18 protein-coding genes are annotated in these 23,584 nt (G+C 61.5%); 8 read left to right on the top strand and 10 right to left on the bottom strand.

Going from position 1 to position 23,584, the window contains the following annotated elements; genetic code table 11:
* Window positions 1-154: 154 nt before the first annotated feature.
* The 4 genes from ltrA to ABZN20_RS15825 form a co-directional block, all read right to left on the bottom strand.
* Window positions 155-1,483, bottom strand: a complete 1,329-nt coding sequence (ltrA, locus tag ABZN20_RS15840; protein WP_367025431.1) for a group II intron reverse transcriptase/maturase — start codon at window positions 1,481-1,483, stop codon at window positions 155-157.
* A gap of 87 nt (window positions 1,484-1,570) precedes the next feature.
* Window positions 1,571-2,380, bottom strand: coding sequence for a hypothetical protein (locus ABZN20_RS15835; RefSeq protein WP_367025878.1), 810 nt, complete (start codon window positions 2,378-2,380; stop codon window positions 1,571-1,573).
* A gap of 213 nt (window positions 2,381-2,593) precedes the next feature.
* The gene (gene oadA / locus ABZN20_RS15830; protein WP_367025877.1) at window positions 2,594-4,399 is read right to left on the bottom strand and encodes a sodium-extruding oxaloacetate decarboxylase subunit alpha; all 1,806 of its coding nucleotides are present in this window, start codon (window positions 4,397-4,399) and stop codon (window positions 2,594-2,596) included.
* Window positions 4,400-4,417: 18 nt separating this feature from the next.
* On the bottom strand, window positions 4,418-5,836 hold the full coding sequence (locus ABZN20_RS15825; RefSeq protein WP_218808692.1) for an acetyl-CoA carboxylase biotin carboxylase subunit: 1,419 nt from the start codon (window positions 5,834-5,836) through the stop codon (window positions 4,418-4,420).
* Window positions 5,837-6,080: 244 nt separating this feature from the next.
* Here ABZN20_RS15825 and ABZN20_RS15820 point away from each other — a divergent pair, with 244 nt between their 5' ends.
* On the top strand, window positions 6,081-6,992 hold the full coding sequence (locus ABZN20_RS15820; RefSeq protein ID WP_367025876.1) for a LysR family transcriptional regulator: 912 nt from the start codon (window positions 6,081-6,083) through the stop codon (window positions 6,990-6,992).
* Between the two features lie 16 nt (window positions 6,993-7,008).
* Here the strand turns inward: ABZN20_RS15820 and ABZN20_RS15815 are convergent, their stop codons facing one another.
* Genes ABZN20_RS15815 through ABZN20_RS15805 form a run of 3 tightly spaced genes read right to left on the bottom strand, consistent with a single transcriptional unit; the run spans window position 7,009 to window position 10,371 of the window.
* Complete coding sequence (locus tag ABZN20_RS15815) at window positions 7,009-7,839, bottom strand: F0F1 ATP synthase subunit gamma (RefSeq protein ID WP_367025875.1); 831 nt, start codon at window positions 7,837-7,839, stop codon at window positions 7,009-7,011.
* A complete protein-coding gene (locus ABZN20_RS15810) occupies window positions 7,836-9,347 on the bottom strand; it encodes a F0F1 ATP synthase subunit alpha (protein WP_367025874.1) in 1,512 nt (503 codons plus the stop codon). The genes ABZN20_RS15815 and ABZN20_RS15810 overlap by 4 nt, the downstream gene beginning before the upstream one ends.
* On the bottom strand, window positions 9,307-10,371 hold the full coding sequence (locus ABZN20_RS15805; RefSeq protein ID WP_218808702.1) for a helix-turn-helix domain-containing protein: 1,065 nt from the start codon (window positions 10,369-10,371) through the stop codon (window positions 9,307-9,309). The genes ABZN20_RS15810 and ABZN20_RS15805 overlap by 41 nt, the downstream gene beginning before the upstream one ends.
* A gap of 320 nt (window positions 10,372-10,691) precedes the next feature.
* On the opposite strand from ABZN20_RS15805, the gene ABZN20_RS15800 reads away from it, so the two are divergent.
* From ABZN20_RS15800 to ABZN20_RS15780, 5 genes are all read left to right on the top strand, one after another.
* Window positions 10,692-13,187 carry a S8 family serine peptidase gene (locus tag ABZN20_RS15800; protein WP_367025873.1) on the top strand — a complete coding sequence of 832 codons (2,496 nt, stop codon included), beginning with the start codon at window positions 10,692-10,694 and terminating at the stop codon, window positions 13,185-13,187.
* A gap of 162 nt (window positions 13,188-13,349) precedes the next feature.
* Complete coding sequence (locus tag ABZN20_RS15795; protein WP_367025872.1) at window positions 13,350-14,099, top strand: pentapeptide repeat-containing protein; 750 nt, start codon at window positions 13,350-13,352, stop codon at window positions 14,097-14,099.
* Window positions 14,100-14,124: 25 nt separating this feature from the next.
* Window positions 14,125-15,447, top strand: a complete 1,323-nt coding sequence (locus tag ABZN20_RS15790; RefSeq protein ID WP_367025871.1) for a hypothetical protein — start codon at window positions 14,125-14,127, stop codon at window positions 15,445-15,447.
* Between the two features lie 104 nt (window positions 15,448-15,551).
* On the top strand, window positions 15,552-17,408 hold the full coding sequence (locus ABZN20_RS15785; RefSeq protein WP_367025870.1) for an InlB B-repeat-containing protein: 1,857 nt from the start codon (window positions 15,552-15,554) through the stop codon (window positions 17,406-17,408).
* A 108-nt stretch (window positions 17,409-17,516) separates the two neighbouring features.
* On the top strand, window positions 17,517-19,781 hold the full coding sequence (locus ABZN20_RS15780) for a S9 family peptidase (protein WP_367025869.1): 2,265 nt from the start codon (window positions 17,517-17,519) through the stop codon (window positions 19,779-19,781).
* 250 nt (window positions 19,782-20,031) lie between these two features.
* On the opposite strand, the gene ABZN20_RS15775 is transcribed toward ABZN20_RS15780, so the two are convergent.
* A complete protein-coding gene (locus ABZN20_RS15775; protein WP_367027576.1) occupies window positions 20,032-21,462 on the bottom strand; it encodes an IS1380 family transposase in 1,431 nt (476 codons plus the stop codon).
* Window positions 21,463-21,489: 27 nt separating this feature from the next.
* Here ABZN20_RS15775 and ABZN20_RS15770 point away from each other — a divergent pair, with 27 nt between their 5' ends.
* On the top strand, window positions 21,490-21,822 hold the full coding sequence (locus ABZN20_RS15770) for a transposase (RefSeq protein WP_423246411.1): 333 nt from the start codon (window positions 21,490-21,492) through the stop codon (window positions 21,820-21,822).
* Here the strand turns inward: ABZN20_RS15770 and ABZN20_RS15765 are convergent, their stop codons facing one another.
* Both ABZN20_RS15765 and ABZN20_RS15760 read right to left on the bottom strand, forming a co-directional pair.
* Window positions 21,823-22,215 (bottom strand): transposase family protein, encoded by a 393-nt coding sequence (locus ABZN20_RS15765; RefSeq protein ID WP_367025614.1) that lies wholly within the window; start codon window positions 22,213-22,215, stop codon window positions 21,823-21,825. It lies immediately after the preceding gene.
* A 26-nt stretch (window positions 22,216-22,241) separates the two neighbouring features.
* Window positions 22,242-22,757, bottom strand: coding sequence for a helix-turn-helix domain-containing protein (locus tag ABZN20_RS15760; protein ID WP_367025613.1), 516 nt, complete (start codon window positions 22,755-22,757; stop codon window positions 22,242-22,244).
* Between ABZN20_RS15760 and ABZN20_RS15755 the strand changes: the two genes are divergently transcribed.
* A complete protein-coding gene (locus tag ABZN20_RS15755; RefSeq protein WP_367025868.1) occupies window positions 22,757-23,293 on the top strand; it encodes an IS5 family transposase in 537 nt (178 codons plus the stop codon). The two genes, ABZN20_RS15760 and ABZN20_RS15755, sit on opposite strands and share 1 nt — an antisense overlap.
* Window positions 23,294-23,584: the final 291 nt, after the last annotated feature.

Here is a 23,584-nt window from a genome sequence, read left to right as displayed (position 1 = left end):
AGTCGAGATGTGGCGCGGTGGTCTAAGGCTCGGCCTATCTGTTGCCGCCCCTTTCGTCTGGCGGTGCCTCATTAGCCTGGCCATCACCCCGTTTCCACATCCCGCTCGTCAAACCGGACGTGCGGCTTTCCCGCATCCGGCTTTCTTTCGACCCTCAGGCCTTCGCATTCAGCAGGTCAGTACGCTTTAGCGGCAGTTGGTAGAGCCTCAAGGTTTCGTAGAGATACTCGTCGGGATACTGGCGATACCCCGTTCCCTTTTTTCCGCTCCGGCGCATCAACCAGATTCGCAGTCGTCGGTCCGTGTAGCCTTGCAGGTCTCGATAGATTTTCGTGACCGGTCCTTGATTGAAGTAGTTCGCCCAGCCGCGCAGCATGGGGTTGATTTCGGCAACCCGGCTTTCGACCGTGGTGGCGTTCCACCGTGACGACGTGGCGTCGTGGATACCCTGTTTTAGCCGTTTGATCGCTTTCTTGGACGGACGGGTTCCCCAGTAAGGGCGCCCATCCTTGCCATGGAACTCGCCGAATGTGTAACCGAGAAAGTCGAAGTGCTCACCCGGTAGCTTGACCAGCCGAGTCTTCTTCTCGTTGATCGTGAGTCCCAGCCGGGACATGATCTGGCGCATGGCCTCCATGGCCGCTTCCCCCCGCCCGTTCGGGCAGAGGATCACCAGGTCATCAGCGTAATTCACCACTTCCGCCCGGAGCCTTTGGCCGAAGCCCAACTTCTGCCAGGCCAGGAGAAAACGCCGGAAGTACAGATTACTCAGCAAGGGTGAGACAATCCCCCCTTGGGGCGTGCCTCGGTTCTTGTCCTTAGCTTCTGTGGTCCGTTTCTCGCTGCCTTCGCAGCGCTCGACCACAGGCACTTTCAGCCATTGTCGAATCACCGACAGCACCGTGCCATCGGCAATCCGCCGGCTGATGCAGCGCATCAGTTCGCCATGCGGAATGGTGTTGAAATAGTCGGACAAGTCCGCATCCACCACCTCCCGCTTCCCTCGTTGGGCAATGCCGAAGTGGGTCATCCTGATCGCCATCTTGGCGTCTAAGCCTGGCCGAAATCCATACTGCCGCGGCAACAGGTCCGCTTCGAAGATCGGGCCGATCACCAGCAGCATCGCCATCTGTACCACGCGATCCCGGATCGTCGGTATGCCCAAAGGACGCTGTCCGCCCTGGGCCTTGGGTATCCATACGCGCAGCAGGGGCTGAGGTCGGTATTCGCCCGCCATCAACTCCTGCCGCAATCTTTCCAGCCATCCGTCCACACCTTGGTCTTCGATCTGTTGGAAACTGATGTCGTCGTAGCCCGGCGCACCGCGATTGGCGCGGCAACGCCGATAAGCCACCCACAGCACATCGGTCCGGCAGACCTTGTCCCACAGGCTGTAGAAGCGGAAAGCCGGTTCTGCCTTGGCTTTCGCCTGCAATGAGGTCTGTAACGTCTGAACCGTGCTACTCGAAGTTGCTAGACTCACGTCAATCCCCTGGTTCTTGTCACTTTCCCCATCTCGTTTCGAAACAGGGCGCCTTCGCTCTTCCGGCATTACCCGGCCTCAGCACTACTACGCGCCCATCCGCCATCCCCGCAGGCCGGCTCTATCCCTCACGGGATCGCCGTTGCCCGGTGCCGCCGGAAACCCGCGGGGACTTCCCTTGTTGCCCATCTGATCTCTCCCATGCGTGCTGCCACCACTACCCCGGTGGAATCTTTGGGTGCCCGTTTCGCTCTCTTCCCCAAAGACAACGGCCTTCCCCGGCATTATGGTGGGTCGGCTTCCACAACGGCATTTCGAGGCCTGCTCAGTGTTCACTCGCGTTACGGCCCGCATGGCCCGCTGGTCTCCCAAGGAGACCTTTTCTCGGAGTGCTTCAGCCCGTTCGTTACCTCCCGAACCGCCCCGAGTGCTTCCGGCCGGAGCGAAAGTTGGCCGGGTCGGATTTGCACCGACGAAACAGATGCGCCTTAGCAAGGCACACATGATGCTCAGGCCGAAAAAGGCGACGCCCAAGCCCATGTAGATCCAGCGTCGCGGCCCCGTGGCGGTCGCGGGTTGCCTGGCATAAACGACGCGTCCATCTCGACGCTGCAGGATGAAGTAAGGGCAGGGCAATAAGGCTCCTGCCGCCGCCCGGTCTTCCGCAAGCTTGCTGGCGAAGCGTTCCAGGACACCGGCGAGGGAGCGGAGCCTGGGATGGACATGGACCAATGCCAAACCGCGCTCTTGGTCGATTTCCACGGAAGTGACTTCCTCCAGCTCAAAACCGCGCAACAGAAAGTCCCGGCAGTGCGCGCTGTCTTCGCGCTCGAACAGCGGGGGGTAGTCGATCTCGATTGCTTGCTTCTTTAACGTGATCACCGGCGCTTTGGCCATGGCATACCCTCAAATAAGGTGAACGTGCCTGCGGCAACAAGGGCAAGATCAGGGACTTCGGGAACCGCCGGGTCAGTTTGCGGAACAGGCCGGTGTGTTTCAAGCCCGATCGCGTCGGCTTACCTGAAGGAAACGCTGAACAGCTCCGTCCAGGACTTGTCGGTGGTCGTCACCAGAAAACAGGGCCTCCCACTGGCTCACCAAACCGATCGCTCAGGGGTCGATCTCCATCAGCACTTCGTTGGGATTGACACGTTCCCCCTTCCGCACATGGATTCTGGTGACGGTGCCGGAGATGGGGGCCTGGATCTGCGTCTCCATCTTCATCGCCTCGGTGACCAGCACGCCGTCGCCCGCCGCTACCTTGTCTCCCGTCGCCACCAGGATTTCGACGATGTTGCCGGGCATGGTGGTGACCACGTCGCCCGGCTTGCTCGGGGCCGAACGTCCACCGGTCGCGGATTCGCGCTTGTATCCGCTGAGCACTTCCAGGTCGATTTCCTGGGGCACGCCGTCCAGGGTGATGTAGAAACGCCGGTGGCGCTGGTCGCCGATGTTGGCGCCAGTAATCTGCACGTCGTAGATTTCTCCATGCACTGATACCTTGAATTCGGTGGGCGCGATGCGTTCCCCGGACGGGGCGGCGATGGCGGTCTGGGGCGATGCGAGCGGTTCGGGGCTCAACCGGCCTTCGCGGCGCTCTTTGAGGAAGGTTCTGGCCACCTCGGGGAACATGGCGAAGGACATGACGTCGGTGTCGCGTTCAGCCAGGTCGCCGATTTCACTGCGCAGGATTTCCAGCTCCGGCTTCAGCAAGTCGGCGGGGCGGGCATCGATGACCGCTTCCTGGCCGATGGCGCGGCGTCGCAGCTCCACGTCGACCGGCGCCGGCGGCTGGCCGTAGCCGCCCTGCAGGTAGCGCTTCACCTCGTTGGTGATGGTCTTGTAGCGCTCGCCGGTGACCACGTTCAACACCGCCTGGGTGCCGACGATCTGCGAGGTGGGCGTGACCAGGGGCGGATAGCCCAGATCGCGCCGTACCCTGGGAATTTCCGCGAAGACTTCCTGAATGCGATCAAGGGCACCCTGTTCCTCCAGTTGTTTGGCCAGGTTGGACATCATACCGCCCGGCACCTGGTTGACCTGCACCCGCGTATCCACGCCGGTGAACTCGCTCTCGAACTGACGGTATTTCTTGCGCACCTGAGCGAAATAGGCCGAGACTTCCTGCAGCGCCGCCAGATCCAGGCCGGTGTCGTACTCGGTGCTGCGCAGCGCCGCCACCATGCTTTCCGTGGGCGGATGGCTGGTGCCGCCGGCGAAGGCCGACAGGGCGGTGTCGATATGCCGGCAGCCGGCCTCGATCGCCTTGAGCTGACACATCTCGGCCAGGCCGGCGGTCGCGTGGCTGTGCAGGAACAAGGGGACGTCCATGTGTTCGCGCAAGTGCCGCACCAGCTCGGCGGTGGCGTGCGGCGCCAGCAGGCCCGCCATGTCCTTGATGGCGATGCTGTCCGCGCCCATCTCGACCAACTCGTTGGCCAGCTTCACGTACAGGGCGGTGGTATGCACCGGACTGACGGTGTAGCAGATCGTGCCTTGCGCATGCTTGCCCTGCTCCTTGACGGCGGTCAGTGCCGTCCGCAGGTTGCGGACGTCGTTGAGGGCGTCGAACACGCGGAACACGTCGATGCCCTCGCGCGCCGCCAGGCGCACGAATTCGCGCACCACGTCGTCGGGGTAATGGCGGTAACCGAGCAGGTTCTGTCCACGCAGCAGCATCTGCAGGCGCGTGTTGGGCAGAGCCTCGCGCAGCTTCCGCAGCCGTTCCCACGGGTCTTCCTTGAGAAATCTCAGACAGGCGTCGAAGGTGGCGCCGCCCCAGACTTCCAGCGACCAGAAGCCGATCCGGTCCAACTGCGGGCAGACCGGCAGCATGTCTTCGGTGCGCAGGCGGGTGGCGATGAGTGACTGGTGGGCATCCCGGAGGGTGGTGTCGGTCAGGTAAACCTTGGTCATCGAGCTTTCTCCGCGTCGTCAAAGTCCCACGTGCGCGGCGATGGCGGCGGCGATGGCGAGCGTGGCCTCGTCCGGGCTGCGCTTGAGGGAGTAATGGGTCAGTTCCGGGTGGGCCGCCAGGAAGCCGGTGTCGAACCGACCGGCCTGAAAGTCCGGGTGATCGAGGATTTCCTGGTAGAAGGGGATGGTGGTGCGCACGCCGCCGATCACCATGTCGTTCAGGGCTCGCCGGCCGCGGGCGACGGCCTCGGGCCAGGTGCGTCCCCAGACGATCACCTTGGCGACCATGGAGTCGTAGTGCGGGGGAATCTGGTAACCGGTGTAGATGGCGGTGTCGGTGCGCACGCCGGGGCCGCCCGGCGCGTAATAGCGGGTCAGCCGGCCGAAGCTGGGGAGAAAATCGTTTTTCGGGTCTTCCACGTTGATGCGGAACTGGATGGCGTAGCCGCGCGGCTGCACCTCTTCCGGGGTGAAGCTGAGCGGATGGCCTTCGGCGATGCGGATCTGTTCCTTGACGATGTCGATTCCGGTGATTTCCTCGGTGATGGTGTGCTCGACCTGCACGCGCGTGTTCATCTCCATGAAGTAGAACTCACCCTCGGCGGTCAGCAGGAATTCGACCGTGCCGGCGTTCTCGTAGTTCACCGCCCTGGCCGCGCGCGCCGCCAGTTCGCCGAGCCGTTCGCGCTGTTCGGAGGTCAACTGGGGCGAGGGGGCGATCTCGATCAGCTTCTGGTTACGGCGCTGGATGGAGCAGTCGCGTTCGAACAGGTGCGCCACGTTGCCGTGGCGGTCGGCCAGGATCTGCACCTCGATGTGGCGCGGGTCGACGATGCATTTCTCCAAAAACACGGAGGCCGAGCCGAAGGCCTTGGTGGCTTCGGAAATCACCCGCTGGTAGTTCTGTCTGAGCTCCTCGTCGTCGTTGCAGCGGCGGATGCCGCGTCCGCCGCCCCCCGAAGTGGCCTTGAGCATCACCGGATAGCCGACGCGCGCGGCTTCTTCCAGGGCCTCGTCGAGGCTGCCGAGGTTGCCTTCGCTGCCCGGCGTGACCGGCACGCCGGCAGCGATCATGGTTCGGCGCGCTTCGGTCTTGTCGCCCATGGCCTGGATGACCCCTGCCGCAGGACCGATGAAGCAAACGCCGCGCAGCGCGCAGATCCTGGCCAGTTCGGGATTCTCCGAGAGGAAGCCGTAGCCCGGATGGATCGCGTCGCAACCGGTTTCCACCGCCAGATTGACGATGCGATGCGGATTCAGATAACCGGCCAGTTCCTCACTGCCGATGCAGTAGGCCTCATCGGCCTTCTTCACGTGCAGCGAGAACCGGTCGGCCTCGGAGAAAATGGCCACGGAACGGATGCCCATCTCCGCGCAGGCGCGGATGATGCGCACCGCGATTTCGCCGCGGTTGGCGATCAGAATTTTCTTGATCATTCCTCATCTCTCCGCGAATGAATCGGCCACGGGGTTCTTGCTGGCGGACGGTGGAAGCCGAAGGCGGACCGAAAGACGGCTGGAAAAGCGCTCTATGTCAGGCAGTACTTGGACATTCCGAACAGCCGGAAGGCTCTGTGGGATGTCCTTCGTGCCGATGGCTGAAACGGTCCTATGTTAACGCCAGTAGCCATTAAGGATGCTTAATTGTTTTAATGGCTATCATTTAGCCAAGTATATGACCATGCATTTGAGTCTGCGTCAGTTGAAGCTGTTCGAGGCGGTGGCGAGGCATCTGAGCTTTACCCGCGCGGCGGAGGAGATACATCTGACTCAGCCGGCGGTATCGATCCAGATCAAGCAACTGGAAAGCAACATCGGTCTTCCTTTGTTCGAACAGATCGGGAAGCGGATTTTCCTGACGGATGTGGGCCAAGAGTTGTACGACGTGTGTGGCGAGATGCTGGAGGTGTTGGCCCGCTTCGAGATGAGCGTCGCGGACCACAAGGGACTGAAGCAAGGCCGCCTGAGGCTGGCCGTCACCACTACCGCCAAATATTTCGTGCCGCGCCTGCTCGGGCCTTTCTGTCAACGTCATCCCGGCATCGAGGTGTCGCTGAAGGTTTCCAACCGCGAGCGGATGTTGGAGCGTCTGGCCGGCAATCAGGATGATTTGTACATCTTCGGTCAGCCTCCCAAGCACCTGGCGGTGCGGTCACGCCCCTTTCTGGAAAATCGCCTGGTGCCGCTGGCCAGTCCGGATCACCCGCTGGCGGGCGAATCCCGCGTTCCATTGCAACGTCTCGTCGAAGAGCCGTTTCTCATGCGCGAGCTTGGTTCAGGGACCCGCATGGCGACGGAACAATTCTTCCGGGATCGGGGTGTTTCGGTTCAAGTGCGGATGGAACTGGGCAGCAACGAAGCGATCAAGCAGGCGGTGATGGGCAGGCTGGGAGTCGCCGTGCTTTCCCAGAATGCCGTGATGCTGGAAAGCGCGATGGGACAGGTCGCCATTCTCGACGTGGAAGGTTTCCCGCTCCCGCGCCACTGGTATCTGGTCTATCCCGCCGAGAAGAAACTGTCGGTCGTGGCTCAGGCCTTCTATGACTATCTGGAACAAATCGCGCCGGCCGGAGCGGCGCGGATGGCGCCCTGATGCGGGAAAACCCGGTTCAGACCGGATTCAAGGCTTCGGCGCCAAGGAGGATGACCTGGAGTTCCTCGGTGATCTCCTCCTGGCGCAGCCGATTGTTGCCGGAACGCAAGGTTTCCAGGGTGTCTTCGATGCGGCGGGTGGCGCCGTCGAGGTGACGGATCCGGTACTGGTGCTCGCTCAACAATGAGCGGTCCAGCAGCCAGTGCAGCACGGCGAACAGATAATGTTCGACGAGGTGGCGGAAGACCGCGTCCGGCGTCTGGTACAGCAGCGGCGGAAACGGGCTTCCGGGCGGGGCGGGGGCTTTGCCGAACGGCGGCACGATCCGCGTTTCCAGCACCGTTTCCGCGTCGTCGGCATGGTGGAGAGCGGTGATCCGCAGGGGGCCCCGGCTTTCGAGGAGCTGGTTGACGGCATCGATCAGGGCGGGGAGCCGCTCGGCCGTTTCGTCCGCGGTCAGCGGACCGGGCAGTTGCCGAGAGACGGCGACATCCAGGGCGGCGAATTCGGAGCCGATCCGGCTACCCACGACGATCACCGGCTCCCCCACAGACCGCCGCTGTTCCAGGGCAGTCCGCAGGCGGGTGTTGAAGTCGCCGCAGAAGCCCCGCTCGGAGCCTGCCACCAGCCAGGCAGTCCCTGGCGGCTCGACGGGCGCCAGCGCCGGATGATGGCTCAGCAGTTCCTGGGCGATGCTCCGCAGCGCCGCCTCCAGTTGGCGCTGGCATTCCACGGAACGCGTCAGTCGGTGGCTCTCGATCACCGCCAGCGTGCGCATGGAGTCGAGGATGCCGGCGATTTCGCCCAGCGTCTTCATCCGCCGCCGGAGGACATGGCGCCGGCTCATGTCCCGTCCCCTCCCGGTGCCGGCAGGTTCTGCCTCAGCCACTTCAGCCAGTCGCCGCGTGAGGCCTCCAGCGCCGGCGAGCCGCTCCGGACGGACGTGTTCAACACGTTCAAAGCGTTCTGAATCGCGGCGGGGGGGGCGGCGTCCAGCAGCCCTTCGTTGTAGGCGGTCATCCATGCAAGTTGAAACTCCGGCGGCAGCGGCTGCAGGCGCTCCTGCCGGAGGATTTCCCGCAACAGTCTTCCCCGTTGGATCCGCGCCTCCATGCCGCTTTCCAGGCGCGCGCCGAACCGGGTGAAGATCTCCAGCTCCAGGAATTGCAGATAGTCCAGTTTCATCCGCCCGGCCTCCTCCTTGATCCGTGGATGCTGGGCCTTGCCGCCGATCCGGGAGACCGAACGGGTGACGTCGATGGCTGGCTTGAAGCCTGCAGCGAACAGATCGGGGTCCAGGTAGATCTGGCCGTCGGTGATCGAGATCAGGTTGGTGGGAATATAGGCTTCGATCTCGCCCAGCCGGGTCTCGACGATCGGCAGCGCCGTCATGCTGCCGCTGCCGTTGGCGGGATTCAGCACCGTGGCGCGTTCCAGCAGCCGGGCGTGGAGGTGGAACACGTCGCCCGGATAGGCCTCCCGCCCCGGCGGGCGCCGCAGCAGCAGCGACAGTTCGCGGTAGGTCTGGGCGTGGGTGCTCAGGTCGTCATAGACCACCAGGGTATCGTGCCCCAGCGCCATCCAGCTTTCGGCGATGGCGCAGCCGGCGAACGGGGCCAGATACTTGAGGCCCGGCAAGGCGCCGGCCTCGCCCACCACGACCGTGGTGTAAGCGAGTGCGCCGTAGGTGCGCAGCAGGTCGATGGTGCCGACCACGGCGGATCGCTTCTGGCCGATCAACACGTAGACACAGCGCACATCGCGGCCCTTCTGGTTCAGGACCGCGTCGATCGCCAGGCTGCTGCGCCCGGTTCCCTCGTCGCCGATGATGAGCTGGCGCTGGCCCTTGCCGATGGGCACCAGGGTGTCGACCAGCCGGGTGCCGGTGTAGAGCGGATGCTGCACGAAGTCGCGCGCGACGATGGGGGGCGAAGGACTGTCGAGCGGGCGTCGGCTGCGGGATTCCAATGGACGCCCACCGTCCAGCGGATTCCCGATCGGGTCGATCACCCGGCCGATCAGCGCCTCGCCGACCGGAACGTCGAGGGTCCTCCCGGCCAGCCGGGCCGAGGTGCCGGCGGTCAGGCTTTCGGTCTGGTGCAGCAGCACGGCGCCGATGCGTCTGCGGGTCAGGGCGAACACCACCGCCCAGCTCCCGTCCTCGAACATCAGCACGTCGTCCATCGCCGCCGAGGGCAGGCCGGTCACCCAGGCGATGCCGTCTCCGACCGAGGCCACCGTGCCGTATTCGCCGATGCGCAGCCGGGGCCGGTAGTCGCCGATACGGATCGTTTTCGCGAGCGCGGAAGCCGGCTCAGAAATCGGGGGCGTTAAGTTCTCTGACCCAGCGTTCATAGCGGCGATCGATGGGTTGGTCATGGCTCTTGGCAGTATAGCGGACGGCCTGCAGGCCGATGGACCGTGCTTCGCTCGGACTCATGCCGAAGGCATGACGGAAGCTTCTGCTGAAATGGGCCTCGTTGCGGTAACCCACCCCGTAAGCGATCTCGCTGACACGCCTCGGGCGGGAGGCCGGTCGGGTCAGTTCCTGGAGGGCGCGCCGCAGCCGTTGCTGCTGGATGTAGCGGGTGATTCCCCCCAGTGGCTGGAACAAGGAATACAGGTAGGAACGCGACACACGGAAGTACGCCGCCAGGGATTCCGGCGTCAGCCGGGGATCGCCCAGATGGTCCGCAATGTGGCGGCGTACCGTCTCCAGCAAGGCGGCTCCGGTTTCCGGACGGTCTTCCTCGACCCGGCCTTCGCCGAAATAGGCGCCGATCAGATGGACCAGTCCCTGTGCAACGCATTGGGCCTCGTCGGAACTCACGGTCGTCGCGACCTCCCACAGCGTGCGGATGTGCTGGCCTAACAGGCGTCCGCGGGCCGAGTCACGGGCCAGCGACTGGCCATGCAGCCGCTCGGGTGCGCCAAGATGAGGGGCCAGCAAATCACGCGGCAGCATCAGCGTCAGATTGCGGAAATCGCTGGCGCAAGAATCCAGCGGCTGGGTCAGGTCGAGCAGGAAGACATCGCCCGGCTGTACGGTACTGTGCCTCTTACCCCATTGGCCGCGGGTCGTGCCGTTTTGATAAACCTGGATGATGCAATGGTCCAGCCCGTCGCGCGCGATCAGCGGAGATTTGCGCTGAAAGTACTGCCCGACGCTGGACGTATCCACCAGCAGCATGGAGCCGAGATGACAGGTCGTCAACGTTGCGGCAAAGGGCGCAGAGCCCGCCTCGACCTCCCGTTCCACGTCGAAAATGACGGAGATACTCTCCTTCCAAATCGAATAGCGGTCCTCTGCTGGAAGATTGCCCAGATCGAAGCGGGCGATCGGGACGGTGGCCGGAGGCCTTTCTGGTTCACCCTTCACGTCATTGCCCCCTTGGTGCACGTGTTTTTTCATGGCTGGCGACGGACCGTTGGATCATGCGCATTCGAATTGGCTCCCCGTGGCCGCAATACGGAAGCGAGCCGTGAGCTTTGTGGACACAGCGGCAAGAAATCGTGGACGCAGAGAACAAACCAGCGTCTCGATTTTATCTATGATGCCAGCCTTGACGCGATCTTGGCGTTCGAACCTGTTGAATGACATTGGATTTCACGAAACGCCGAAGCGTCATCGGTAAGATCAGCGGGTCACCACCTTTAGGAAAAACAGGATTTGCAATGAAAAGGCTATCGGCGGTTTCCATGGCATCGTTGTTGCTGGTCGCGGCGGGCATTTCGAGTGTGGCGGCGGATACGCCGGTCTCGATCATCGTCATGTTCAAAAGCGATGTCGGCCAGGATGAGCCCGGCGCGATGAATACGGCCGAGCTCGATCGTCTGCAGGCCGAGACCGGTTTCGATTTCAAGTGGATGGGGAACACCCGGACCAACGCCAGGATTTTGCAGACGCCCGATACGTTGACCCAGGATGAGGCGACAGCCCTGGCGCGAAGGATCGGCGTCATGGACGGTGTGCTGTGGGCCGGCGTCGATGTCCCGCAGAGCGCAGTGTCCGCCAGGTCGGCCGCTTCGGCTGTTGCCGGCATCGAGGAATTCATCATCAAATTCAAACGCGGGGCGGGTTCGCTGCCGCTGGATGTCCAGAAACTCTCGGCGGCTGCCGGAGCAGGTCTGGTCCCCACGTCGGAAACCGTAGGCGGGGCGCAGGTGTACCGCCTCGGCCATCCAGTGGGGGCGGCGGACGCGGGCGAGATCGAGCGGCGTCTCGAAGCCTTGCCGGAAGTACGCTATGCCGATCCGGTAACACGCATGAAGGCCCAGGCCGCTGCCGAGCCAGTCACGCCCAGCGACGAATATTTCCCACAGCAATGGCATCTTCAGAGCGGTCCTGGTGCGGTTGCCGGCTCGGCCAACGTGCAGGCCGCCTGGTCACTCACCCGGGGGGCGCCCGAAGTCACGGTTGCAGTGCTGGACAGCGGCGTCCTGTTCGCTCCGACCCATCCCGACCTCGAAAGCCGGCTGGAATACCGCAATACGGAGAAGACCGTGATCGTCGGCTGGGACATGATCCGGAATCCGAGATTCGCGCGGGACGGCAATGCCCGTGACAAAAAGCCGAAGGACGAGGGCGACTGGGAAGCGGCGGGCTGGTGCGGGAAACAGGATGGAAAACCCGTGCCTTCGGAGTTCAAGGCTTCCGAATGGCATGGCAGCCATGTCGCCGGCATCATCGGCGCCGCCACCGACAACGGCGTCGGCGTGAGCGGCGTCGACTGGTTCGCCCGAATCGAACCCGTGCGGGTGCTCGGCCCCTGTGATGGCAACGCCAAAGACATCATCCAGGGGATATGGTGGGCCGCGGGCCGGAAGGGGGTGGGAGGAACCCAGCCGAATCCCAGGCCGGCCAATGTCATCAACATGAGCCTGGGGCCCGATGCGCCCGGCTCTGGGCCTTGTCCGGACGCCATGCAGGAAGCCATCGACTACGCCCTCTCGCGCAACGCCGCGGTCGTCGCATCGGCCGGCAACGAAAAGGACGACACCCGCAACTATGCCCCGGCGAATTGCCGCGGCGTGATCGCAGTCAGTGCCGTGGGGCCGTCCGGTGACCTGGCCTCGTACAGCAACTTCGGGGCGGAGGTCGCCGTCGCGGCGCCCGGCGGAGACACCGGCGCGAATGGCGAACGTCCACAGGACGGCATCCTCTCGATCGTGAATGCCAGCCAGAAGCGGCCATCCGCCGAGGGCATGTCCTATGGGGCGATGGACGGTACCAGCATGGCGGCGCCCGTCGTATCCGGCGTCGTTTCGCTGATGTTGGCAGCCGATATCGAGAAAAAGCTCAATCCGCAGCGGATCGTGACCATTCTTCGGGACACAGCGCGGCCGTTTCCGGAAGGTTCGCGTTGCGCCACCGACCTCAAGGGACAGTGCGGAGCCGGGATCGTGGATGCCTTTGCGGCGGTGAAGGCCGCGATGCCGATACCGCCGGTTTGCAGAATCGAGCCCAACGCGCAATGCAACGGCGCCGATTTGTCCGGCCGGAATCTGTCGAAAGCCAACCTGACGGGGGCGGAGCTGGAGCGGGCGAATCTGGACGGCGCCAACCTCACCGAAGCGCTGTTGGGTTCGGCACGGATGAACCAAGCCTCGCTCAAGGCGGCAAACCTGTCGGGGGCCAACCTGGATTTCGCCATCGCGACGAACGCCAATTTGGATGGTGCCATTTTGACCGGCGCTCATCTGTACAACGTATTCCTCAGCGGCGGCTCATTGGTCAACGCAAAATTGGCCCAGGCCAACCTCTGGCAGGCGAGTCTGAGCCATGCCAATCTCAGCGACGCGGACCTCAGCGGGGCGCAACTGCGCGGCGCCACTCTCGCCGGAGCGGACTTATCCAGAGTGAAGATGAGTGCCGCTACGGCATATAACGCCGACCTGAGCGACACCAGACTCAACGGAGCCAATCTCACCGGCGCGAAGCTGGGCGACGCGAAAGCCTCCAGGGCCAAGTTGAGCCAGGCCGTTCTGAACGAGGCATCCATGCACCACATCGACCTCAGTGGTGCGGACCTGACCGACGCCAGCTTGATTGACGCCAGTCTATTACAAGCCAATCTGACCGATGCGAACCTGCTGGGGGCGAATCTGGCGGGCGCCCGCCTGACCGGAGCGATTTTCTGCAGGACCCGCATGCCCGATGGTTCGGTTAACAATTCTAATTGTCCGGTTCAGTAGACAGGCGACGTTGATCGCAAAATACTAATTATTCGAAATAATGTCATAGCGCTCCCTCTCTCTGCCCGGATGGAGTCCATGGACCATGCCGACGATCTGCGGGTTTTTCGTTTGGCAACCGGAGGCCGTCATGAGTTCGTCAGATGATATGGTATGAGATATATGCTCAATAACCCGACTATCACGTTGCAGCGGTTTCTGGCTGGCATCATTAGGCTTGGTATGTGTTTGCTGCTTTCGATTGCCGCCGAGGCTCACGCCGCTTCGGTGACGGTGACAAACTATGGATGGTTTGTAGCCAGTTTTGCACTGAAAGGCTGTGGCAAAGAATTTAATGCTGGCGATATCCCGGTTGAACAATATCGCACCTTCGACCTGAACGAACTGGGCTGCTCCAAGGAGCAAACGGTGAAGTTGGAAATATATTATCACTGGTGGGGATGGAAAATCCTTGATTTTCCCCCGCTCGTGGAGCTGCGTTGGGTGGGCGACCGGGTGTGGCGGGTGGTGAATGGCAAGAACATGGCGACACAAGGGAATATTTTGATTCGTTTGGACGGGCCCGCGTGGGCCCCGGAAGCACCCGATATGGCTTCTTTCAATCCCGGAAAGGATCTGTGGAAGGCCAACTTGCCTGGTGCGGATCTGGCCGATGCCGACCTGAGTATGGGGAGCCTGGAGTCTGCCAATCTGCCCAGGGCAGATTTGCGCCGAGCTAACCTGCGCAAGGCCGATCTGTCGCGGGCGAATCTGTCCAACGCGGACTTATCCGGTGCGTTGTTATACGGCGCGGACCTGAATGGAGCCGACCTTTCCGGGGCGAAGGGCGCTAATCTCGAAACTGCCATAACGACACGGGCGACGATCTGTCCTGATAAAAAACACGGACCTTGCCGCAAAGATCGGTATTGAATACTTGCCTGTTTGGAGATCCAGCATGACTAATCGCCTTGGCTGCCGCGGCCGTGTTGACCCGAATCCTGTCCTGCCGCTCAGCGTGCTGGTGGCGCTGCTGTCGGGAGGCGTTGCGGAGGCCGCCGTGCCGTCCCTCAGGGCCGTCAGTCCGCCCGTGCGGACCAGCGGCCTGCCATCGGTCAGCGCCGACGCGAGGCGTGTGGCCTACCTCACCAACGTGGTTCGGAAGCACGGCAAACAGCAGCGTGACCAGATTTTCCTGTGGGAGGATGACGCTGCCCGTCGCAGTTTGGTCAGCCGGAACAGGGGAGGACAACAGGCTGCCGGCAACAGTCTTTTTCCCTCGATCAGCGGCGATGGCTCGGTGGTGGTGTTCACGTCCGACGCCACGGATATCGATCCGGCTTGCGCCGTTCCGGGTGTCACGAATATTTTTCGGCAGAGCGCCTTGGAACGGGAAACGCCGCCCCTCTGTCTCTCTGTCCCCACCACGGGGGCGGCCGCCGACGGCGACAGCCTCTATCCGGCGGTCAGCGGCAACGGGTTGGTCGTAAGCTGGGCGTCGTCGGCCAGTAATCTGGTGGAAGGCGACGGCAATGGTCTCCCTGACGTGTTTCTCCGCGGTGCCGATGGAGTCATCCGACTCGTCAGCGTCGCGGGCAACGGCGAGCAAGGGGATGGCGTCAGTTCCCTGTCCAGCCTGAGTGGCGACGGCAGCCGCATCGCCTTCATGTCCGAGGCCACGAACCTCGTCGGCGATGACAGCAACGGCGTCAGCGACATCTTCCTGCGTGACTTGACCAGCGGTGAGACCACGCGCATCAGCCAGTCCTCGACGGGCGAGCAGGCCAATGGTCCCAGCTATGGTCCCGCCTTCAGCGCCGGAGGCCGCTACGTGGGGTTCGTTTCCTCCGCGTCCAACCTGGTTGCGGGCGATAGCAACGGCAAACGGGACATTTTCCTGCGAGACCTCGAAACCGGTACCACCGAACGGGTCAGTATCGCTACCGATGGGGGGCAAGCCGATGGCGACAGCGATTACGCCAGCGTCACTGCCGACGGACGCTGCGTCGCCTTCCAAAGCAATGCCACCAATTTGGTGGCGGACGACGGCAATGGTAAGACGGATGTCTTTGTCCACGACCGGCAGACCCGCAAGACTCTCCGCGTGAGCATGACCGGCGGGGGTGCGGAAGCGCACGGTAGGAGTTTTTTCCCGGTCATCAGCGCCGACGGCAGTGCGGTGGTTTTCACTTCCGATGCGCCGGGACTGACTCCGAACGCCGACCGTAAAGATGATCCGGATGTCTATGTGAAGCGTTTGCCATCCGGGTGGTGCCGATAGAGGCGGGAGATGACGGGAGGGGACATCTCCCGCCTCCCCGATCCGGCGTGACGAAGCAGGTTTCACCCTTTGAGCCATCAACATTCGGAGACCGTGCCTTGCCTATGTTCCGTATCGAAAGCGAAGTCCACTCCACCGGGCGCTTTGCCATTCCGCTCTTATGCGCCTTGGGGGGCTTGGCAAATCTTGTTTGCTCTCCGGCGCACGCACTGGCGGAATGGTCCTGGTCGGATCAGATCGTCGATCTCAGCGTCGCGGGCCGGACCGCTCGCAATCCCGCGGCAGCGGTGGATGCGAGCGGCAATGTGACGGTCGTGTGGGGGCTCGACAATTCGAACGAGGATACGATCCTGCAGGGCAACCACTTCGGCGCCGGTGGCTGGAGCGGGGTCGTCGATATCGATGGCACGGGCAGCAATTGGCAGCCCATTGCCGTGGCGGAGCCGGCTGGCGCCGTGACTGCCGTCTGGGAATCGAAAACCGGCGAGCAGTGGGCGGTCCGGGCCGCCCGTTTCAGCAACGGTAGTTGGAGCGGCCCGATCAGCCTCAGCGCCTCCGGTCTGGATGCGCGGTCTCCCGCCCTGGCCGTGGACCCGAGCGGCAACGTCACGGCCGTGTGGCAGCGTGGAAGCACCATCCAAAGCGCGCGGTCCAGGGGCGGGATCTGGGAGGGAGTCGTCGACCTGGGAGATGCCGGCGCCGGGACGGCGTTTCCTCGAGTGGCCGCGGACGTCAATGGCGACCTGACCGCAGTATGGGAACGCGCGGGTGACCACGGCGTAACCATTCAGAGTGCCCGGTTCAGCGAGGGACATTGGGCTGCTCCCGTCGAAATCAGCGTCCCGGGAAAAGATGCGAGGAGGCCGAACGTGGCAACTGACTCCAACGACGATGTCACGGTGGTATGGGAGCTGGCCGGCGCTGCGGATCGGACCGTCCAGAGCGCCAGATTCAGTGCAGGCGCCTGGACCGCCCCGGTGGATTTGAGTGATGCGGGCACCCATGCTGCCAAGGCGCAAGTTGCGGTCGACGGGATCGGCGATGTTACGGCGGTTTGGGGGGCCAAGGTTGGTACCGATTTGATCATCCAGAGCGCCCGCTTCAGTAATGGACGCTGGAGTCTCGCCAGCGACATCGCTGTCGCTGGAAGGCTTGAGACTTGGGGTGAGCGGGGTCTGCCTTCGCCGAAACTGGCCGTGGATTCCAAGGGAGCCGTGACGGTGGTGTGGGAGCGTGTCGACGAGCGCGGCGTGACGGTTCAGAGTTCCAGGTTCAGCGCTGGAAGCTGGGCGGCTGCTACCGAGCTTGGGGAGGCTGGAACCGCCAACGCCTTCCCCCGGGTCGTGGCTGATGTCTCCGGCAACGTCACGGCCGTGTGGCTGAACAATGGTACCGTCCAGAGCAAACGGGGCGGTGACAGCCCCCAGCCGCGCACCCACACCCTCACCGTAGCCAAGTCGGGCGACGGGACGGTCACCAGCTCACCGGAGGGCATCGACTGCGGGATGGTCTGCAACGCCGCTTTCGAGGAGGGAAGCTACGTCATTTTGTTCGCCAAGCCGGGTCCCGGCCAAGTGATAGGCGGCTGGTCGGGCGACTGCGGGCAGTGGATAGGGCCTCCGAAGGAATCGTGCATGTTGACCATGAAGGCCAACAAGACCGTAAGCGTCTCGTTCCGCCCTGCCGGCGCTAAGACAAGGACACTGCAGTTGATCAAGAAGGGCAAGGGCACCGGAACCATCGACAGCGAACCCGCCGGAATCTCCTGCCGGGAAGATTGCCGGGCCACCTTTGCCAGTTTCGAGAAAGGTGCCCGAGTGACGTTGACGGCCGCAGCGGGCGAACGCTTCCGCTTCAAGGGTTGGAGTGGCGCCTGTAGTGGTAAGAAGACAACCTGCGTGTTGAACATGGGCCAGAACAGGCGGGTTGGCGCGAAATTCGATACCTATCCAAAGAACTGAGCCCAACGGAATTGAAATTCACTTGCTAGATATTCCGCGTCGGCAGGGTAATCCAGTTTGAAAGATAATTCCATACTATCACCAGCAAAGCTATTGAAGGAAGCTATCATGGGCCGCTATGCAGGATTTATCATTTTTGTCGCTTTCGTTGGTTTCTCGCCGATAAGCGCGTTTGGTGCCATGCCTCCAGGCCAGCCCAACGAAAGGCTGATCGTGGGCGTGGACGAGGTGCCGCGCGATTTACTTTCCGCGGAAGAGGTGGAAAAGATCAGGATACTTCAAGCCGCGGCGCCGCCCCGTGTGCTCAGCGGCATCGATCCGGCCGGGAGGGTTGCTTTGGTTTTGCGCCCGAACATTGAAGATGAATTAGGTTTTCTGGATATCGATACGGGCGGTTTTACTCCAGTAGATATCGAGGAAACGCAAGAACCGGTTCTGGACGGCTCCAAGGCATTGCGTTGGACAAACGGGACGGAGATATTGACCTGGGCGAAGGGGGATGCCGGGGATGACTCGTGGGTGTTGCTTCGAATCGACCGCTTGACCGGCAAAGTCTCGCGGAGTCCGCTGATACTGGATGCGGGCGATACGCCGGCAAGCCTTTCACCCGACGGGCGGTTTCTGCTGGTGGCGGCCATACCCGATACGAAGGTTTCGGGAAAGCGGGTAGCGGCCCCGCGTTCCTCGGCAAACCGTGCCGACCCATTCGACGTCAAGGCGCCTTTGGGTCTTTATGCGGCCGAGGGTCGAGGGGAGGGCGGTGCCCACCTGATGGTAGCCAGCGAGGGGGTCACCTACTCCATTCTTGACATTTCGACCGGGAACAAGCGTCGGCTTCTCACTTTACCGGCTGGTACGGCGTTGTACGATTTCAAGGCCGCGACTCCCTATGCCTGGTCTCAGGACAGCAGCAAGCTGGGATTCGTGCGGACTATCATACCCATCGAAAGTTCGCGAGGCGAGGAAAGTGTGCTTGGTGTGCTGACCCAGTCGGCTTTGGGACGGTTTGATCCGGCAGATAATCCTTTTCTCCAGGAAAACGCGGTAGAAATATTTGACCTGAAGGACACTAAGCATTCACGGCTCCTTGCTCGAACGGCCGGCGGGGAGGTATTCAAAAGCCTATCGTGGAGTCCGGACGGCTCCTCGTTCATGGCGCTGGCGGAGCGTCCGGTAAAGCTGCGCGGACGCAAGTATCCGGTCTACTATCCAGAAAAGGCCTATACGGTTTACAGATTCTATGATTCGGCGTTGAATCCGATCGCTACGCTGGACAAGCCGGAGCTCGGCAGCTACCAGCAACAGCCGTTTTATCTTTCGTCACAGGAGGTTCTGTTTCCGGTCATCGATGGCTTGAGTGGTCGGCTTTATCGCTATAACGTCGGCGGTGGGGCGCTCGAGAAGATTACTTCCACAGAGGGGGAGTACTGGGCGGTCCAGGCTAGCGCCGTTCGGCAGCAGTTGGTGTTCGCTCACAGCTCCTTTGTCGATCCGCCGGAGTTATACCGGATGAGTCTGGACGGGTCCGCCATGACCGCTTTGACGGCGGATAATGCCCAGGCGAAGGCGCAAAATTCCGTTCAAGTTCATACGATTTCGTTCCCTGTCAAAAGCGGCGAGCAGCGTTCGGCTTATCTCATCCAGCCTGCGGGAACAGTATTTCCCCCTCGGAATGTTCCGATGGTGCTGTGGCAGCAGGGCGGTCCCGGCGGCGAGATGATCAACAGTTGGAGCGCCGCCGCCGAGTCGCCGTTCAATTTGTTGCCCAACTTCGGCATCGCCGTCCTGGTGCTGCCTTTGCAGATGCGTCCCGGCTGGGGGGAGAAACAGTGGTTCGATCTGGCAAACGGCCGCAGTTTCGGCCGGATAGATATCGATGAGGCGGCGCAGTTCGTACGTAAGCTGGTGGCCAAAGGCTACACATCCAAACAGCGGATCGGAATTGCCGGCTGTTCTTACGGCGGCTATTTTTCGAGCCAGAGCGTGGTCCGGTATCCCCGCCTTTATGCCGCGGCCAATCCGGCTTGCAGCCTCCTCGATATTCCGACCGAGTTTGCTTCCGGCTACGCCGCCTTCATAGCTTTTCTAGAAGGAAAAACCCCGTATCAGGACTTGCGGAAGTACCGCGCGGACTCCCCCGTCTATCAAGCCCATCGGGTAGTAACCCCCACGCTGGTTTTTCACGGCAGTCAGGATTTTCTGCCCGTCGGCATCGCGGCGAACTTCTACGCGGGTATCTCGGGCCAAGGCACGCCGGCTCGAATGGTGGAATTCAACGGCGAGGGTCATGGTATTCACGAGCCCAAAAATGTGTTGTATCAGGCGCAGGAGCAAATCGCCTGGTTCCGCTATTACTTGGGACAGGATCGATAGACAGACAGTACCCTGAATCCGTGTTCCCCTCGGCTTACACCTTCCCATCGGGCCTGAACGCATGAATTTCGAGCGCTCTCCCTTGGGATTTGCCCTCGCTACCGGCGATCCGGGGAACATTCGACCGGGGTTTCGGGGCCAATCTGCTTGGCGTGCGCTTATCGTCAGCTCATTTTCCGCTCCCTGCGCGAGACTGTCCCTTCCGGGGTTCCGGAATCAGGGATTCGAGGCGTGCGGCAGGCATTTCCCGTCATCCGGACGCCGCCGCCCACAGCCGATTCTGAAGCATCACGAACACGGCTACGTTTGCCGCCACGCCACGGCCGAAATCGAGGATCAGCCGGCGGGCATGGGCGACGAACTTCGCCGCCCGGTACATGATCTCCTGCAGCACGGTCCGGATGCGGCGGCGCTTGGCCGGATGACGGATCGGCGCAATCTCGCCAGTCAGGCCGATCTGTCCCAAGAGACGCAGGCAGTTGTAGGCGAAGGCCGCCAGATGCAGGATCACGTCGTGGGTGTCGAACTTGCCCGAGGGCAGCCGTTCCAGGTCGAGGTCGGTCTTGACAAGCCCGAAGGGCGCAGGACGCCACGCAGTGGCGGTCCTGAGCGAAGCGAAGGATTCGGCGGAGCCGAACAACTCGGAGTGGAACTGCTCATGCATGCCGTGGTGCTGGTAGAGTTCGATCACTTCCTCGGCGGAACAGGAGAGCGTCGTCCACCAGCCTTCCAGTTCGACCTCCGGGGCCAGCAGGTGTTGGCCCTTCTTGTCGATGGTGCGCTCGACGACCCTGGCGACCAGGCGGAAGGAGCGCTTCTCCTTGTGCCAGGCGCGCTCGATGTCCAGCGACAGGAGGGCCTCGCGCTTACCGGGGCGAGTCTCGACCCAGGCCTTCGCCTCCTCGGCGCGCTTGACCCAGGCCGCCTTGTCCTGCTTGCGGGGGTTCCACTTGCAGATGAAGTCGAGGCTTCGCCCCAGCGCGGCTTGCCGGTCTCGCTCCGCGGCCTTGGCGAACAGGAGCTGTGCGCCGTCGAAACCGCTGTCCTCGCGCAGCAGCACGGGCTGATCCGGTTTGACCAGGCGTTCGATGCGCGGAAACAGCCGCTCGTAGAAGTAGTGCGTCTCGAACGCCGAGTGGCGGGACCCTGGCCTCAGTTCCAGCCCGGTGTTCCAGCCTTCGTTGCCGAGATAGGCGGCAATCGGCGTGTAACCGTCGAAGCCCTGATAGGTGCGCGACACCGCTTCCTTCTTCGTGCCACTATTGTCCATGGCGAAGGTATCAATGTCGCAGCAGACATAGCCCTTGTGCGGCGTGATCGGCGCCTCGGCTCGCTCCAGCAGCCTCAGGGAAAGCTCATCGGCCAGATCGCGGATGGCTTCCGCCTTGGCATTCAGACGCTGGCGCAGCCACACGGCTCCGGGCACCTTCGTCAGCCCCAGCGACTCCTTGAAGAAGCGGTCCTCCCGAAACGGCTCGATGGCTTCGAAGTCGCTCTTGCCCAGACTCAACAACCCGACCACGCTCTTGACGATGTCCGAGGTGCGCATGCCTTGCGACACCGGAATCTTCGGATCAATGACCGCCTCCACCTGCGCCGCCTGGCAGCACTGGCCAATCAGCGCCAGGCCGGAATACGAGGTCAGAACCTGTCTTGAAAAACAAAACGTAGTAAAGTCAATGGTCCCTGGACCTGACGAGCGAAGCCATTGAGTTATCCGAGTGATTTGAAAGAGCACGAATGGGCGCGGATAGAGCGCTACTTTCAGCCCAATGATCGGCGAGGCAGCGGGTGTAAGCATTCGCGAAAACGCATCGTCGATGCCATTCTGTACTTGGTGAAAACGGGTGCCCAGTGGCGGCAGTTGCCCAACGACTTTCCTCCGTGGAAAACGGTGTACGACCATTTCAGCCGCTGGAACAAAAACGGCGTTTGGGAACGCGCGCTGGACGACTTGAATCGGCAACGGCGAAAAAAAACGGCAGAGCGCCCTGTCCCCGCTACGGCATCATTAGAGTTGTTTCCGATGATAACCGCATGATTACAAAGAAATTTTTAGATTCCAAAGGCCAGCGCCAAGCCCGAAAAAGCTATCTATGAATAGACTGAGTCGGTTTCTAATGCGATGCATCAAGCAATGAAAGGTCTTCATTCCTCCAATGGAGTGTTCGACGGAGATGCGAGTTCGCGCTTGCTTTTTGTTCTCGCGCCTTTGTTGATCTGCCAACGCGGGATGAGGATTGTTCTTGGAGGCTCTGGGTTTCTTATGAGGCAGGTGAATTCTGGCTTTATTCCCATAATCGGAAGCGGCCCCCAAGAACCCCAAATCCAACCAGACATCGGCACCGTCAAACCATGATAAGGCAGGATCGAACCATCGCTTCATCAGCGCATAATCATGAACACTGCCGGCCACGATACTTCCAACGAACAAAATTTGCCGTGCCAGGGTCGAAATGACTAGGGTTTTAACCGTATGGCGTTTTTTTTACCGCTATAGTGGGCTTTCTGCTGATCGTCATCCTGCGGCCTGACGCAACTGCATTCCACCCCGTCAATGATGATATCTCCATGTTTTTCAATCAGCTTCATCATCTCTCCCGGGGTCGTCAGCTCCCGCTCGGGCAGCAGATCAAGTTTCGCCAGGCTGCGCCGTAACACGGGCAGAAGTTGCGCCACATGGCGATGCGCGTGTCCCGAGCTGAAGCCAAAATGAAAGCCCAGGACATCGAAGGTACAGTAGGTCTTGAGGTAATGCAAAATGAAGAACAGCTTCTTATCTATCCGATCGAGATAGCCCACATGGCCACCTTTGGGTACCCGTTTTATTTCGCCTTGCTGAACGCGTTCTTGCTGAATCTCCGCATGAGCCTCCTCAAAGATAGGGCAAAGCTTGGCGAATTGCGCCTTACTCATTCCGATCAGGGCTCTGACGGTACGCTCACTGGTTTCTTCCATGAACTTTTCAAAAATCATTGGCTGACATCATTCGATTGTTGTTAATTGTTTTATACCACAACAAATCCATTTATTTCAACGGAAGCAACTCTATTGATTCGCAAAGCGTCAAAACCCAGTACGACAGCGAAGAGCGTGGCATCGACGGCGGCAAAAAAGTGAAAGGCCGCAAACGCCATATCGTGGTCGATGTCTTGGGCAATCTGTTGCACGTCCAGGTTCATGCCGCCAACCTTCACGATACGGTGGGGGCTTGCGAGGTGCTGCGTCGAGCCGCGGAAAAGCATCCCGGTCTACAGGCCTTTTCCGGCGACGCCGGGTATCGCGGCACCGCCGTTCGGTTTGTCGACGAGACCTTGGGGTTGACGCTGCATATTTCCGAGAAGATCAAAGATGGCTTCGCAGTCCTGCCCAAGCGCTGGGTGGTCGAGCGCACCTTCGCTTGGCTCGGGTCGTTCCGCCGACTCGCCAAGGATGTCGAAATCCTCACCGCCACTGCCGAAAACATGATTCGCATCGCCATGCTCAAGCTGACTCTTGCTAAATGTGCTTAAACTTTTACCAGACAGGTTCTCAGTTGCAGCTTGCTGGATTGCTTGACTTCAAAGCGCGGCATGATCAAATGGGTGACATCGAAAATGGGCTAATTATACAATGGATTCAATATGTTATGAATTATTTAGAGGGTGGGAGCACGGATTCAGGAGTACGTTTAGCCGGTGCCTCGGGGTACAGCGGCGTTGTGCTGATTAATCGACGAACGGCAAGCATCTTTTCTCGAAGTGCTCTTTTGGGCCACTCATATTGCTGTTAAGGAAGCGGGCTATTGTTGTCGTCTTTCGCGC

The organism is Methylococcus sp. ANG (assembly GCF_040730495.1).
GTDB lineage: Bacteria > Pseudomonadota > Gammaproteobacteria > Methylococcales > Methylococcaceae > Methylococcus.
Note: the sequence above shows the minus strand (reverse complement) of the source record. Positions and strands in the feature narration are given on the sequence as shown.

Coding starts and splice junctions, on each gene's coding strand:
- ABZN20_RS15820 (WP_367025876.1), top strand. CDS start 6,081: ATGCATTTGAGTCTGCGTCAGTTGAAGCTGTTCGAGGCGGTGGCGAGG.
- oadA (WP_367025877.1), bottom strand. CDS start 4,399: ATGACCAAGGTTTACCTGACCGACACCACCCTCCGGGATGCCCACCAG.
- ABZN20_RS15810 (WP_367025874.1), bottom strand. CDS start 9,347: ATGAACGCTGGGTCAGAGAACTTAACGCCCCCGATTTCTGAGCCGGCT.
- ABZN20_RS15825 (WP_218808692.1), bottom strand. CDS start 5,836: ATGATCAAGAAAATTCTGATCGCCAACCGCGGCGAAATCGCGGTGCGC.
- ABZN20_RS15835 (WP_367025878.1), bottom strand. CDS start 2,380: ATGGCCAAAGCGCCGGTGATCACGTTAAAGAAGCAAGCAATCGAGATC.
- ABZN20_RS15760 (WP_367025613.1), bottom strand. CDS start 22,757: ATGATTTTTGAAAAGTTCATGGAAGAAACCAGTGAGCGTACCGTCAGA.
- ABZN20_RS15790 (WP_367025871.1), top strand. CDS start 14,125: ATGACTAATCGCCTTGGCTGCCGCGGCCGTGTTGACCCGAATCCTGTC.
- ABZN20_RS15785 (WP_367025870.1), top strand. CDS start 15,552: ATGTTCCGTATCGAAAGCGAAGTCCACTCCACCGGGCGCTTTGCCATT.
- ABZN20_RS15815 (WP_367025875.1), bottom strand. CDS start 7,839: ATGAGCCGGCGCCATGTCCTCCGGCGGCGGATGAAGACGCTGGGCGAA.
- ABZN20_RS15800 (WP_367025873.1), top strand. CDS start 10,692: ATGGCATCGTTGTTGCTGGTCGCGGCGGGCATTTCGAGTGTGGCGGCG.
- ABZN20_RS15795 (WP_367025872.1), top strand. CDS start 13,350: ATGCTCAATAACCCGACTATCACGTTGCAGCGGTTTCTGGCTGGCATC.
- ABZN20_RS15780 (WP_367025869.1), top strand. CDS start 17,517: ATGGGCCGCTATGCAGGATTTATCATTTTTGTCGCTTTCGTTGGTTTC.